General features: G+C 67.8%; 13 protein-coding genes. 4 read left to right on the top strand and 9 right to left on the bottom strand.

Translation table 11 applies throughout. The features are described 5' to 3' along the window. Positions 1-98 precede the first annotated feature (98 nt). The 8 genes from MICSW_RS02780 to guaB all read right to left on the bottom strand — a co-directional run bounded on the left by MICSW_RS02780 (position 99) and on the right by guaB (position 7,132). Positions 99-332, bottom strand: a complete 234-nt coding sequence (locus MICSW_RS02780) for a MoaD/ThiS family protein (protein ID WP_292727724.1) — start codon at positions 330-332, stop codon at positions 99-101. After that, on the bottom strand, positions 332-1,387 hold the full coding sequence (locus MICSW_RS02775) for an NTP transferase domain-containing protein (protein WP_464498484.1): 1,056 nt from the start codon (positions 1,385-1,387) through the stop codon (positions 332-334). Before MICSW_RS02775 ends, MICSW_RS02780 begins: the two co-directional genes overlap by 1 nt. Further along, the gene (gene moaC / locus MICSW_RS02770; protein WP_464496689.1) at positions 1,384-1,854 is read right to left on the bottom strand and encodes a cyclic pyranopterin monophosphate synthase MoaC; all 471 of its coding nucleotides are present in this window, start codon (positions 1,852-1,854) and stop codon (positions 1,384-1,386) included. The genes MICSW_RS02775 and moaC overlap by 4 nt, the downstream gene beginning before the upstream one ends. After that, on the bottom strand, positions 1,851-3,071 hold the full coding sequence (locus MICSW_RS02765) for a molybdopterin molybdotransferase MoeA (RefSeq protein ID WP_464496688.1): 1,221 nt from the start codon (positions 3,069-3,071) through the stop codon (positions 1,851-1,853). The genes moaC and MICSW_RS02765 overlap by 4 nt, the downstream gene beginning before the upstream one ends. Next, positions 3,068-3,862 carry a HesA/MoeB/ThiF family protein gene (locus MICSW_RS02760; protein ID WP_464496687.1) on the bottom strand — a complete coding sequence of 265 codons (795 nt, stop codon included), beginning with the start codon at positions 3,860-3,862 and terminating at the stop codon, positions 3,068-3,070. The genes MICSW_RS02765 and MICSW_RS02760 overlap by 4 nt, the downstream gene beginning before the upstream one ends. A 170-nt stretch (positions 3,863-4,032) precedes the next feature. Next, positions 4,033-4,311: a DUF2277 domain-containing protein gene (locus MICSW_RS02755; RefSeq protein ID WP_228179476.1), complete on the bottom strand. Its 279-nt coding sequence runs from the start codon at positions 4,309-4,311 to the stop codon at positions 4,033-4,035. A gap of 194 nt (positions 4,312-4,505) precedes the next feature. Further along, the gene (locus MICSW_RS02750; RefSeq protein ID WP_464496686.1) at positions 4,506-4,991 is read right to left on the bottom strand and encodes an endonuclease domain-containing protein; all 486 of its coding nucleotides are present in this window, start codon (positions 4,989-4,991) and stop codon (positions 4,506-4,508) included. A gap of 638 nt (positions 4,992-5,629) precedes the next feature. Continuing rightward, complete coding sequence (guaB, locus tag MICSW_RS02745) at positions 5,630-7,132, bottom strand: IMP dehydrogenase (protein ID WP_292799876.1); 1,503 nt, start codon at positions 7,130-7,132, stop codon at positions 5,630-5,632. 268 nt (positions 7,133-7,400) lie between these two features. On the opposite strand from guaB, the gene MICSW_RS02740 reads away from it, so the two are divergent. Genes MICSW_RS02740 through MICSW_RS02725 form a run of 4 tightly spaced genes read left to right on the top strand, consistent with a single transcriptional unit; the run spans position 7,401 to position 11,430 of the window. Continuing rightward, on the top strand, positions 7,401-8,660 hold the full coding sequence (locus tag MICSW_RS02740; protein ID WP_414683151.1) for an ABC transporter permease subunit: 1,260 nt from the start codon (positions 7,401-7,403) through the stop codon (positions 8,658-8,660). A gap of 13 nt (positions 8,661-8,673) precedes the next feature. Next, on the top strand, positions 8,674-9,654 hold the full coding sequence (locus MICSW_RS02735; protein WP_464496685.1) for a branched-chain amino acid ABC transporter permease: 981 nt from the start codon (positions 8,674-8,676) through the stop codon (positions 9,652-9,654). Beyond that, positions 9,644-10,669: an ABC transporter ATP-binding protein gene (locus tag MICSW_RS02730; RefSeq protein WP_292726825.1), complete on the top strand. Its 1,026-nt coding sequence runs from the start codon at positions 9,644-9,646 to the stop codon at positions 10,667-10,669. Before MICSW_RS02735 ends, MICSW_RS02730 begins: the two co-directional genes overlap by 11 nt. Further along, on the top strand, positions 10,666-11,430 hold the full coding sequence (locus MICSW_RS02725) for an ABC transporter ATP-binding protein (RefSeq protein ID WP_228177196.1): 765 nt from the start codon (positions 10,666-10,668) through the stop codon (positions 11,428-11,430). Before MICSW_RS02730 ends, MICSW_RS02725 begins: the two co-directional genes overlap by 4 nt. A 375-nt stretch (positions 11,431-11,805) precedes the next feature. On the opposite strand, the gene MICSW_RS02720 is transcribed toward MICSW_RS02725, so the two are convergent. Then, the gene (locus MICSW_RS02720; RefSeq protein WP_464496684.1) at positions 11,806-13,077 is read right to left on the bottom strand and encodes an ABC transporter substrate-binding protein; all 1,272 of its coding nucleotides are present in this window, start codon (positions 13,075-13,077) and stop codon (positions 11,806-11,808) included. Positions 13,078-13,276: the final 199 nt, after the last annotated feature.

Raw genomic sequence — 13,276 nt, 5'->3', positions numbered from 1 at the left:
CCTCCGCGCCGACCCCACGCCTTCCGCACCCAAGAACGTGTGGGGTCGGCGCGAGACCTGTGGGTTCAGCGGCCAAGATCGGCGAAGTTCGGTCGCGCTCAGCCGCCGGCGAAGGGCGGCAAGATGTCGACGACATCGGATGCCGACAGCGGCATATCGGCATCCGTGCGCTCTCCGTTGACGAGCACCGCACACCGCGGCAGCACAAATCCGAGGCGTTCGTGGTCGGTGACCACCGCAGCGCGCAGGGCGTCTAACGTCTGCTCGCCGCGGACCTCCTCCTCGGCACCGGCCGCTTCAGCCGCGCCGGCAAAGTAGCGAACCGTCGCCATCAGACTCCGCCCCCGCCGCTGTGCGGGGCACGCCCTTCGGCCCACGCGCCGGCGAGCGCGACGACCTCGGCGAGGGCAGCCGCCGCATCCTCGGGGGTGCCGCCTGCACGGCCGGCAACCAGCCCCGCGACGAAGGCGCTCAGAGGCGCGGCGGGGCGTGCAACGTCATGAGCGACATCGCGTGCGAGGTCGAGCACGAGCGCGATCGGCACCTGCTCGGCATCCAACCCGAAGCGATCACGCAGCACCGAGGACCACTCATCGAGTGCTTCGGGCGGAAGGGTGCGGTCGTTCATGCTGGCTCCTGACTCTCGAGACCGGGCACGGGAGAGATCCTGCCACGTGTCGACGTCGGTCGTCACCCCAGTTGTATCCGGCAGATACCGACATCGCAGGTCGGCAAACAGGTCGCTCATCCGCGCACCCACCGGCTCTGTCTGTCGCGCGGCAGCGTCGACGAGCGCCTGCGTCCGAATCCGTGCACAGAGCCACTGGCGGCGACCTGCACGGTCCACGAGCACGACCCCGTCGGCTCCCGCGGCGTCATCGAGGCCCGCCGTGAGAAGGGCCGCCACGGCGCGATCGCCCGCGGCGAGGTCACCGGCCAGCAGCAGGACCTCGTCGGCCTCCACGCGGCCGATCGCCGCGGCGATCGCCGCTACCGGCCCGCCTCCTGCCGGTTCCTCGCGCATCACCACGAGATGTGACGGTCCCGAACGCGGGATGAGAGACGTATCCGCATCCGCTGACGCCGCTTCGAGCGGGATTGATCCTGCGTTCGGCTCGCTGTCGACGACGAGCTCGTGCCCCGCCGCAGGGTCCACGGGCGGCGCACCGACGACGACGACTGTGCCGTCGCACACAGCCCCTGCGGCCTGGACCGTGCGGCTGAGCAGTGACCGCCCCGCTACCGTCAGGGCGGTCTTATCGACCCCGCCCATCCGTGATGCTCGGCCTCCCGACAAGATGATCGCGCCGAGCCGCGCTCGCGAGCCCGCGACGGGCGCAGGTAGGCCCGGCGTCGAAGCCGAATCCTGGCCGCTTCCGGGCTTCACTCCTCGCGTGTCCACGATCCTGAGCGGCCGCCCTCCTTGGCGGTGATGCAGGCATCCGTGATCGTGACGGTGCGGTCGATGCCCTTGACCATGTCGACCACCGAGAGCGCGGCGACGGTCACGGCGGTGAGCGCCTCCATCTCGACCCCGGTGCGGTCAGCAGTGCGCACCGTCGCCGTGATGCTCACCCCGGCGTCCTCGATCTGCAGGTCCACGACGACACCGTGGACCCCGATCACGTGCGCGAGCGGCAGCAGCTCGGGTGTGCGCTTGGCGGCCTGGATTCCGGCGATCCGCGAGACGGCCAGCACATCCCCCTTCGGCACGCTGCCATCACGCAGCGCAGCGACGGTGTCTGGGGCCATCGTGACGACGGCGCGGGCGGATGCGGCACGCACCGTCGGCTGCTTGCCGGTCACATCCACCATGCGGGCGTGACCGGACTCGTCGAGGTGCGTGAAACTCATGTCACCAGCATGACATCGACGAGATCGCCCGCGGCTACCTCCTCGACGGACGCCGGGACCACCGCCCACGCCTCGGCGAGCGCGAGTGCGCCGGCACGGTGGGAGCCAGATCCTCCGGCGGTCGCGGGACGAACGGTCCATGCCGCAGGGTCGGACCGATCGATGGCGACGGGCATGAACTGCTCGCGGGCTGGCGGGGTTCGCCATCCGTCCGACACCCGCAGGCGGATGACGGGGCGCAGCACGTCACGTCTTCCCTGCATCCGCAACAGCGCCGGGCGCACGAAGGCCTCGAACGACACAGCGACGCTCACGGGGTTCCCGGGCAGGCAGAACACCGGGATGCCGCCGATGGCGCCGTGCCCCTGCGGCTTGCCGGGCTGCATCGCGACGGTGAGGAACTGCACGCCGGTCGGTTCGAGGACGTCCCGCACCACCTCGTAGGCGCCGACGCTTGCCCCGCCGGTGAGCACGATCGCATCCGGGGAGTCGGCTTCGACGCGGGCGAGCACCCGCCGCAACACGGCCGGGTCATCGCCGACGCGGATGAGCTCGGTGACGACAGCGTCGGCGCCTCGCACGAGTCCGTCGAGCAGCAGACCGTTCGACTCGGGGATCTGCCCCGGCCCGACGGGGTCGCCGGGAGTGACCAACTCATCCCCGCTGGCGATCACCACCACGCGCGGAGCCGGGCGCACCAGAACGGATGCCGCACCAGCCGCTGCCGCAGCCGATCGCTGCAACGCACCCAGTCGCTCCCCCGCGGCAACCACGACATCACCGACCGAGACATCGTCGCCTTGACCACGAATATGCGCGGCGGGCGTCGGCTGCGCGTCGAGGTGAATGAGCGACCCGGGGGCGACATCGCGGAACGGCTCCGCGGTCTGTTCGTGCGGGACGATGGCGTCGGCTCCGGCCGGAAGCGGCGCTCCCGTCATGATCCGTGCCGCTTCCCCGGGCCCGATGCTCGCGCCAGGAGCAACCCCTGCCGGAATGTCGGCAACGACAGTGCGCTGCCCTCCCCCGTCTCCCGCTCGGACGGCGTAGCCATCCATCGCGGAATTGTCGAAGGCGGGGATCTCGAGCGTTGCGACAACAGGTTCCGCGGTCGTGCGACCCCAGGCATCCGTGATCGGCATCCGAACCGCGGTCAGGACGGTGGTCGCCGCGAGGATCGCGTGGCGATGCTCGGCGACAGTGCGAGTGAAACTCATACGTGGGAGGGCGTAGAAAGGGCGGATGCCGAGCGGACCGGGAGTTCTCGCATCGTTCCGGCGAGGGCGTCGATGACGGCGATCCGACCCAGAAGCGGGCGCCCCTCGCCGACGATGAGCTTGATCGCCTCGGATGCCATCAGCGAGCCGGTCTGCATGCACACCGATGCGAGCACCCCGACGTCCTCACACGTGACGACCTGTCCGGTCGAACCGGCCGGGAACAGGTCGCTCAGGCGCACCGGATCGGTGCCGGCCGGCGGCTCCGCCCAGAACACCGTCACCTGCGACCAGAACTCCAGTACGCTCCCCCACACGACCGGCAGCCCGAGCTCTGCGGCTGCGGCATCCACGACGTCGCGGGTCTCGAAGGTGTCGGACCCGTCCAGCACGAGGTCGTAGTCAGACAGGATCTCGCGCGCGTTCGCCGCTGTCAGGCGCACCGGATGTTCGATCACACGCACGTCGGGTGCCAGGCCGCGTGCACGAGCCGCGGCACTTTCCGTCTTCGGCTCGCCCACGGTCTCGACCGAGTGGATGATCTGCCGATGCAGATTGGTCAGGTCCACGACGTCGTCGTCGATGATCCCGATCGTTCCGACGCCGGCCGCGGCAAGCGCCAGAATGACGGATGACCCGAGTCCGCCGGCTCCCACGACCGCGACGCGAGCTGCGGCGAGGCGGCGCTGACCCAGGTCGCCGATGGCGATGAGTTTGCGGTGACGCGCCGTGCGGTCGCGTTCGGCATCCGTCAGGGCCTCGACGGGCTCGACGAGCGGGGGAAGTGACATGTCCCTACGCTAGCCCCGCACCGGCGCCCGCGGTCCGGCGGGCGCGCAGCCACACCAACTGCGCAGAATCGCACCACCTCCGCATCCGCAGGCCGGAATCCTGCGAACTTCGCGCGGTTCTGCGAGCTTGGGCCGCGCGGGCAGCGGGCGAACGGATGCCGCGAGCTGCCCTAAGCGACCGAGTAGCGCCCCGACGCGACGGCGCGCGCACGAGCCTTGGCGGCCTCTTCTTCGCGGTTTTTCGGCGGCGTCACGGCGACGAGGTCGTCGAGCAGGTGCTGGGTGGCGTGGGCGATCTCGTGGACGGCGCGGTCGAAGGCATCCTGGTTCGCCTTGGACGGCTTGGTCGTCCCGGCGATCTTGCGCACGTACTGGAGGGCTGCAGCGTGAACCTCATCCGAGGTCGCGGCGGGCTCGAAGTTGTGGAGGGTATGGATGTTCCGGCACATGCCCCGACCCTACGCGCGCGCCCGCGGCTCGACCACCCCGTACCGGGGCCGAGCTTGGCACCGCGAAGTTCGCAGAATCACGCCAACTCCGCACGATTGCCGCCGCATCCTGCGAACTTGGCGTTTGGGGACATGCGCGGAACGGGGCAGTCCGCACGTGCGAGCACAGGCGCGGCGGGCAGTAGCGGGCGTGGTCAGGATGCGAGGTGCAGGCGGGCCGCGAGGGCGCGACGGATGCTGCGCTCAACCGCCGGCCAGTCGTGAACGATCTGCGCGTAGCTCAGGCGCATGACGGTGTATCCGCGAAGCGCAAGCTCGGCGTCGTGCGCGATGTCCTTCGTGCGCTGTGCGCTTGAGGAGTGATGCGCGAACCCGTCGATCTGCAGCACGAGCCGCTCGCCGATCAGAAGGTCGACGAACCGTCCGGCGATCCTCGCCTGTTGCACCACCGGAACCCCCCAGCGGCGCAGCGGCAGGACGACGAGGGTCTCCAGCCCTGAATCAGAGAGCCCGACAACCTCGCCGGCCAGCTCTCGCGCAGCCCGTGAGGTCCAGGGGATGCGCCTGAGCGCCTCGGGCGCAAGTCCCTCCACACGAACCGCGGACTCCCACACGGCGAGAGCAGCGTCGTGGGGGACGCATCCAGCGACGTGAGCCAGCGCATCCTCGACGGTCGCCATGAGGCCCCATCCTGGCGGGGAGAGAGGGATAGTCCAGTGGAGCCGTCCTGGCCATCCGTCAGGCAGGCGCGCGGAACCGGAGCCGGGAACCATATGCACGTGGGGATGCAGATCCATGTCGGGCGGCATCCACCACCCCCGTCTGCGCGCAAGGGACAGACACGAAATCCGGCCGCCCGCGGTGGCCGCCGTGACGAGATCCGGCGCCGCTTCCGGAAGGGTCACCCACGCACGACGGATGACTCGCGCCCTCCCGTCCCGTACGAACCCCCGCAAGGCCGCGACCCTGTACCCAGCACGCAGGATGTCGCTCCGGTGCGCGATTCCGCCACGTTCCCGCAACCACTGTTCGAGCTCTGGCGTCACCTCGCCAGCGTGCGTCGCCGGCGGGTGGCGCGACCGCAAGCGGCATCCTTCTGCACGCTCTTCACGGCCCGGCGACGCTGGGGAGGAGTCCAGCCGGCGCGGTTCTGGCACCCCACGAACTCCGCAGACTCGCCCCTACTCCACAGGATTCGGGGCAGGAAGTGCGAGGTTCGCGCGAATCTGCGGACTTCGCGCGCACCAGACGAACTTCGCGCGCGCCAGACGGATGCCGCGCGCGAGACGGAGGCCGCGAACCAGACGGATGCTACGCGTCAGCGCTTGTAGTTCGGGGCCTCGACGACGATCTGCACGTCGTGCGGGTGCGACTCCTTGAGGCCGGCAGAGGTGATTCGGACGAACTTGCCCTTGGCCTTGAGCTCCTCGACCGTGCGGGCACCGACGTAGAACATGGACTGCCGCAGGCCACCGACGAGCTGGTAGGCGACTGCCGCGAGCGGACCGCGATAGGCGACCTGCCCCTCGATGCCCTCGGGGATGAGCTTGTCGTCGGTGGGGACGTCGGCCTGGAAGTAGCGGTCCTTCGAGTACGAGGTCTTCTTGCCGCGCGTCTGCAGCGCACCGAGCGATCCCATGCCCCGGTACTGCTTGAACTGCTTGCCGCCCTGGAAGACGATCTCGCCCGGGGCTTCGTCGGTGCCGGCGAACAGCGACCCGATCATGACCGAGTCCGCGCCCGCGACCAGGGCCTTGGCGATGTCGCCCGAGTACTGCAGGCCACCGTCGGCGATGACCGGAACCCCGGCCTCGCGCGCAGCCTGGAAGGCCTCGTAGATCGCAGTGATCTGCGGAACGCCGACGCCGGCGACAATGCGGGTCGTGCAGATCGACCCGGGGCCCACGCCGACCTTCACGGCATCCACCCCGGCGTCGATGAGTGCTTGCGCGCCTTCACGGGTCGCGACGTTGCCGCCGATGATGTCGATGCCCGCGAATGACGGATCAGCCTTGAGCCGTCGCACGATGTCGATGACGCCCGCCGACTGACCGTTGGCGGTGTCGACGACGAGAACATCCACCCCGACATCCCGCAGCGCCTCGGCGCGTTCCCACGCGTCGCCGAAGAACCCGATCGCAGCACCCACGCGCAGGCGGCCGTGCTCATCCTTGGTGGCAAGCGGGTACTTCTCGCTCTTATCGAAGTCCTTGATGGTGATCAGGCCAGCGAGCTTGCCGTTATCGTCGATGAGCGGGAGCTTCTCGACGCGATGCTTGGCGAAGGTGGCGATGACATCGTTCGCGCCGATCCCGACGGGAGCCGTGATGAGACCCTCGCTGGTCATGACGTCCTTGACGAGGGTGGTCTTGCGCTCGAAGCCCGACACGAACCGCATGTCGCGGTTGGTGACGATGCCGACGAGCGTCCCGTCGTCGTCGACGACGGGGAGGCCCGAGATGCGGTAGGTCGCGCACATCGCGTCGACCTCTTCGATCGTGGCGTCGGGAGTCGTGGTCACGGGGTCGGAGATCATGCCCGACTCGCTGCGCTTGACGCGGTCGACCTGAGATGCCTGATCTTCGATCGAGAGGTTCCGGTGCAGGATGCCGAGGCCTCCCTCTCGGGCGACCGCGATCGCCATCCGCGCCTCGGTGACGGTGTCCATCGCGCTGGAAATGAGCGGGATCGCAACGGTGATGCGGCGCGTCACCCGCGATGAGGTGTCGGCCTCGCTCGGGATGACGTCAGTGTGACCCGGCAGCAGAAGCACGTCGTCATAGGTGAGTCCGACGAATCCGAACGGGTCGTGAGTGTCCATGCTTCTCCTGCGGTCGCGAGCCTTATAGAGAATTCTACGTTCGCGGGCACGCCGGCATTCCCGGGCGGCGGCCGCGGTGGGCTCGGCAACGGATTGGGATCGTTCTCAGCCGAATATGCCCCGGAAACACCGCCGACACATTACGCTCGTACGGTCGTCTACCACGGTCGAAGCGACTTCCTCGGCCGTTGCCGTCCGGGAGGTCTGAGTGCCACATCCGAATGCCCCAGCCAGGACGACGCGGAATCGCCTCGGCGTATTTCTCGCGTTGGCACTGACCCTCGTGGGCCTTCTCGCCCTGCCGACTGCCGCTCACGCCGCGGACGACGATCCCTACCGCATCAGCGGGAATGTGCAGCTCGAGGGTGAGCCGCTCGAGGGCGTCGAACTGACGGTGGACGGCCCCGGCGGCGAGCAAACGGTCGAGACGGATGCCGACGGGCAGTGGGCGGTGGGGGTTCCTGAGCGCAATGCCGACTACACCGTGACACTCAACGAAGACACCCTCCCCGAGGGCATTGCGGTGATCGACGAGACGGGCGAAGACACCTCTCCCAACGTCCGCGAGGTCACGGTCGGGCCCGGCGGCCGCGTGACGACGAACTTCTTCATCGGCGAGGGCGAGCGGAACACCACCGGGTTCGTCGACCAGCTCGTGGAGCGCCTGGTCAATGGCGTCAACTTCGGTTTGATGCTGGCGCTGGCCGCGATCGGTCTCTCGCTGGTCTATGGCACGACGGGGATCTCGAACTTCGCCCACGGCGAGATGGTGACGTTCGGGGCGCTGATAGCGCTGCTGTTCGCCGTGGGGTTGAGTCTGCCGCTGCTGGTGGCCGTCCCGCTGGCGGTGATCGTTTCGGGGGCGTTCGGGTACGCGATGGATGCCGGTCTCTGGCGTCCCCTGCGCCGAAGGGGCCTCGGCGTCGTGCAGCTCATGATCGTCTCGATCGGCCTCTCGCTCGCCCTGCGCTATATCTTCCAGATGTTCGTCGGCGGTGGCACGCTGCAGCTGCCGAATCCCCTGTCGGGCGTCATCCCCCTGCCCGGGTCGATCGTGCTGACCTGGATGGATCTGGTCAGCATGCTGATCTCGGTCGTCGTGATCATCATCTTCGCGCTGTGGCTCACGCGCAGCCGGATCGGTCGCGCGACCCGGGCGGTCTCTGACAACCCGTCCCTGGCAGCGGCATCCGGAATCGACGTGGACGGGATCGTCCGGATCGTCTGGATCCTCGCGGCGGCGCTTGCCGGCCTGTCCGGTGTCCTGTGGGCCTACTTCCGCCCCGGTATCAAGTGGGACATGGGAACCAGCATCCTGCTGCTGCTGTTCGCGGCTGTCGTGCTCGGCGGCCTCGGTACGGCACTGGGCGCCCTCGTCGGATCTCTGATCGTCGGCATCCTGGTCGAAACGACAAGCCTGTTCGGGGTTCCCGACGACCTCAAATACGTGGGCGCGCTGGTCGTCCTGATCCTGATCCTCCTCTTCCGACCGCAGGGCATCCTGGGTCGAAAAGAGCGAGTGGGCTGAAGGGGGCACGACGATGGACTTCGGTCAGATCCTGAACAACACGCTGAGCCAGATCCTCAGCCCCACGACCTTCGGCTTCGCGCTGGCGGCGATCGGCCTGTCGATCCACTTCGGCTTCGCGGGCCTGCTGAACATGGGTGTCGCCGGCTTCATGGCCGTCGGAGCCTACGGTTTCGCAATCTCGATCCTGACGCTCGGGCTGCCGTGGTGGGCAGCAGCGCTCGTCGGATTCGTCCTCGCCGCCGTGTTCGCGCTCATTCTCGGCATCCCGACGCTGCGGCTTCGCGGCGACTACCTCGCGATCGTGACGATCGCCGCGGCCGAGGTCGTGCGCCTGCTGTTCCTGTCGACCGCCTATAAGGACGTCACGGGCTCCGCCGACGGGCTGTTCGGCTTTCAGGCGGAGTTCCGGGCGGCAAACCCGCTCCCGCAGGGCACCTATGGATTCGGCCCGTGGACCTACACGAGCGACCAGTGGTGGGTGATCATCATCGGCGTCGCGCTGACCGCGGTCGCGGTGCTGTTCACCTGGTCGCTGATGCGGAGTCCCTGGGGACGCGTCATCAAGGGCATCCGTGAAGACGAGGATGCCGTGCGGTCCCTGGGTAAGAACGTGTTCTCGTTCAAGATGCAGGCCCTCGTCATCGGTGGCGTCATCATCGCGGCGGGCGGCATCGTCACCGCGATGGGAAGCAACGTCAACCCCAACGTCTATGTGACCTCCCAGACCTTCTTCATCTGGACGGCGCTCCTGCTGGGTGGGGCCGCCACGATCTTCGGCCCGGTGCTCGGCGCTGTGCTGTTCTGGGTTGTGCGAGCGTTCCTCTCCAACCTCCTTCCCGCGCTGGTGGATGCCGGGCTCCTGCCCTTCCTCTCGCGCGAGCAGGCACAGCAGTCGGTCTTCGTCCTGATCGGGGTCGCGCTCATGCTGCTGATCATCTTCCGCCCGCAGGGGATCCTCGGGAACAAGAAGGAGTTGAGCTTTGTCCGATGAGCCGCTCGCGCCGGTAGCGCGTCCCAAGACGACTGGCCTTCATGAGGGTGAGATCCGCCCCGGTGTCGCCAAGGTCGACCCGATCATCGTCGCGGACGGTGTCAAGCGCACGTTCGGCGGCCTGACCGCCGTGGATGTCGAGCATCTCGAGATCCCGCGGAATGCCATCACCGCTCTCATCGGACCCAACGGTGCCGGAAAGACGACGTTCTTCAACCTGCTGACCGGCTTCGACAAGCCCGACGAGGGGTCCTGGAAGTTCGATGGCACAGCCCTTGCGGGAGTTCCCGCGTTCAAGGTGTCGCGGATGGGTGCGGTGCGCACGTTCCAGCTGACCAAGGCGCTGGGCCTTCTGACCGTGCTCGAGAACATGAAGCTCGGTGCGACGGAGCAGCGCGGCGAGAGCTTCTTCGCGTCGCTGTTCCCGTTCCTGTGGCGAAAGCAGGATGTCGAGATCGAAGAGCGCGCCCGCGTGCTGCTGAAGAAGTTCAAGCTCGACGCGAAGGAGACCGACTTCGCGGCGAGCCTCTCGGGTGGGCAGCGCAAGCTCCTCGAAATGGCCCGCGCACTCATGAGCTCGCCGCAGTTCGTCATGCTCGATGAGCCGATGGCGGGTGTGAACCCCGCTCTCACGCAGTCACTGCTGGATCACATCCTCGACCTGAAGGACGAGGGCATGACGGTGCTGTTCGTCGAGCACGACATGCACATGGTCCGTCACATCGCCGACTGGGTCGTCGTGATGGCCGAGGGCAAGATCGTCGCCGAGGGTCCGCCCGACACGGTCATGCAGAACCCCGCGGTGATCGATGCCTACCTCGGCTCGCATCAGGATGTCGACCTCGGCGTTGTCACCGGGCGCGTGCCCGGCGAACTCAACACCGCCGCCATCGAGTTGCAGCAGGAGGTTCAGGAGTTCGACGAGGCCATCGAAAAGTCGCATCACCACCAGTCGGATGCCGCCCCCGGCACATCGCGAGAGCCGGGCGAGGGCACCGGGACGGAGAAGTCATGACCGATGCAGCCGCCACCGACGAGCGTCCCCCCGTCCGTGAGGGCACGCCGGTCGTCCTGGTCGACGAGGTTCACGCCGGATATCTGCCCGGGGTGAACATCCTCAACGGCGCGACCCTGACCGCCTGGGACGGCGAGCTCATCGGCATCATCGGCCCGAACGGCGCCGGCAAGTCCACGCTGCTGAAGGCGATCTTCGGTCAGGTGAAGGTACGCCAGGGCGACATTTCGCTCAACGGCGAGAAGATCACGGGCCTCAAGGCGAACAAGCTCGTCGCCAAGGGCGTCGGGTTCGTCCCGCAGACCAACAACGTCTTCCCGAGCCTCACGATCGCCGAGAACCTGCAGATGGGTCTGTTCCAGCGCCCCAAGCTCTACACCGAACGCCTGGAGTTCGTCACCGGCATCTTCGCGGAGCTCGGCAAGCGGCTGAACCAGCGCGCCGGGTCGCTGTCGGGCGGTGAGCGCCAGATGGTGGCGATGAGTCGTGCTCTCATGATGGATCCTGCCGTCATCCTGCTCGACGAGCCCTCGGCGGGCCTGTCCCCCGCCCGGCAGGATGACGCGTTCCTGCGGGTCTCGGAGATCAACAAGGCCGGGGTGACGACGATCATGGTCGAGCAGAACGCTCGCCGGTGCCTGCAGATCTGCGACCGCGGCTATGTGCTCGATCAGGGCAAGGATGCCTACACCGGCACCGGCCGTGAGCTGTTGAACGACCCGAAGGTCATCGGCCTCTACCTCGGCACCCTGGGCGCCTAGCCCCGCGCCGCGGCATCCCTCGCTCCCGCGGGACCCCCCCGCCTCGAGGCGCGAACCCACACCGTCGCGCGCGAACCCACACCTCTTCACCCCCGAAACCTGTGGGCTCAGCACGGATGCTGTGGGTTCGGCACCTCACACCGGCCCGTCACCCCCGCACGATGCCCGCACCATGCCTCGAGGCATCCACCTCCCCACCCACTCGCGAACCCACACCTTCGTGCGCGAGCCCACACCTTCCGACGCAGGAATCGTGTGGGGTCAGCACGGATGCTGTGGGTTCGGCGCGCAGCTCGGCCGGTCGCACGGATGCCGCACACAACGGAAGCGGGGCCCCGACCCGAAGGTCGGAGCCCCGCTCGCTAGCCGTGAGGCTTACTGGTATGCGACGTAGTCGTTGTCGGCGGTGTACTCGTAGATGCCGATCGACGCCTCGGTGGGGTCGCCCACGTCGTCGAACGTGACCGGACCGGAGATGCCGTTGTAGTCAGCGACTCCGCCGCCGTTGATGATCTCGGCGCACTCGGCGAACGAGGTGCAGGCAGTACCGTCGCCCGAACCGCCGGACACTTCCTGCAGCTTGTCGGCGATCGCTGCGCCGTCGGTCGAACCGGCGGCCAGAGCAGCGAGCGCGAGCAGGATGACGGCGTCGTAGGACTCGGCGGCGTAGCTGAACTCCGTCAGCTCCTCGTTGCCCTTGTCGGTCCAGAAGGTCTGGAGCGAGTCGGTGAAGTCGGTGATCGTGTCGATCGAGAGACCGGGCAGCGTACCCTTGGCCCCTTCAAGCGATCCACCCACGTCGATGCCGTTGCTACCGAAGTTCGACAGGTTGCCGTCGACGAAGTACAGCTTGTCGGCGGGCACGCCTGCGGCGAACAGCTCGGGCAGCATGGTCTTGACCTCTTCGAACGTGATCAGGGCGATCGCGTCGGGGTTGGCAGCGACGACCTCCGAGATCTGAGCCGAGAAGTTCGTGTCACCCGTGTTGTAGGTGGGCTCGGCGACGACGGTCCCGCCCGCGGCCTCGAACGCGTCCTTGACGAAGCTCGCGAGGCCGGTGCCGTACGAGTCGTTGAGGACGATCATGCCCAGGGTCTGCGCACCCGACTCGGCGATGAGGTTTCCGAGCACCTCACCCTGCAGGGTGTCAGACGGCGCCGTGCGGAAGTAGAGGCCGTTGTCGTCGTAGGTCGAGAATGCAGCCGAGGTATTGGCGGGCGAGAACTGGATGACGCCGGCGCCGACCACCTGGTCGATGAACTGCAGCGAGGTGCCCGATGAGGCAGCACCGATGATCGCGGAGACGCCCTCGTTGAGAAGACGCGGGATCTCGGTCTCGTAGGCCTTGTTGTCGGTGTCACCCGAATCGCCCTGGATCATCTCGATGGTCACGCCCGCGTTTGCGGCGTTGACCTCGGATGCGGCGTACTCGGTACCCGCGATTTCCGGCGGGCCGAGGAAGGCCAGGTTGCCGGTCACGGGCAGCGCCGTGCCGATCTTGAGGTCGAGGGATTCGCCCGCGGGCTCGCTGGTACCGTTCCCGCCGCCAGAGTCGCCGGCGCAACCCGCCAGGAAGACCGCGCTGACACCGACCACGGCGATACCGCCGAGGATCGAGCCGGCGCGGGATCGTGTGAAGACGCCCATGATGCTCCTTGCTGTGAATGGATGCGGGTCGCCAAAGAGCCCGCACAGTGCCAATAACTTATCCGCGGACTGGTCTCGCGTGTGTTGCGGTGCGTTAACGATGTGTAACGCCGTCAAATCGTTACCTGGCGCCGGTATCCGTCGCGATCGACGGCGCGGGAATGCCGGGGATGGGCGTATCGTTGAGATGCATACCCCT

It is taken from the genome of Microbacterium sp. SW12, from assembly GCF_055391095.1.
Note: the sequence above shows the minus strand (reverse complement) of the source record. Positions and strands in the feature narration are given on the sequence as shown.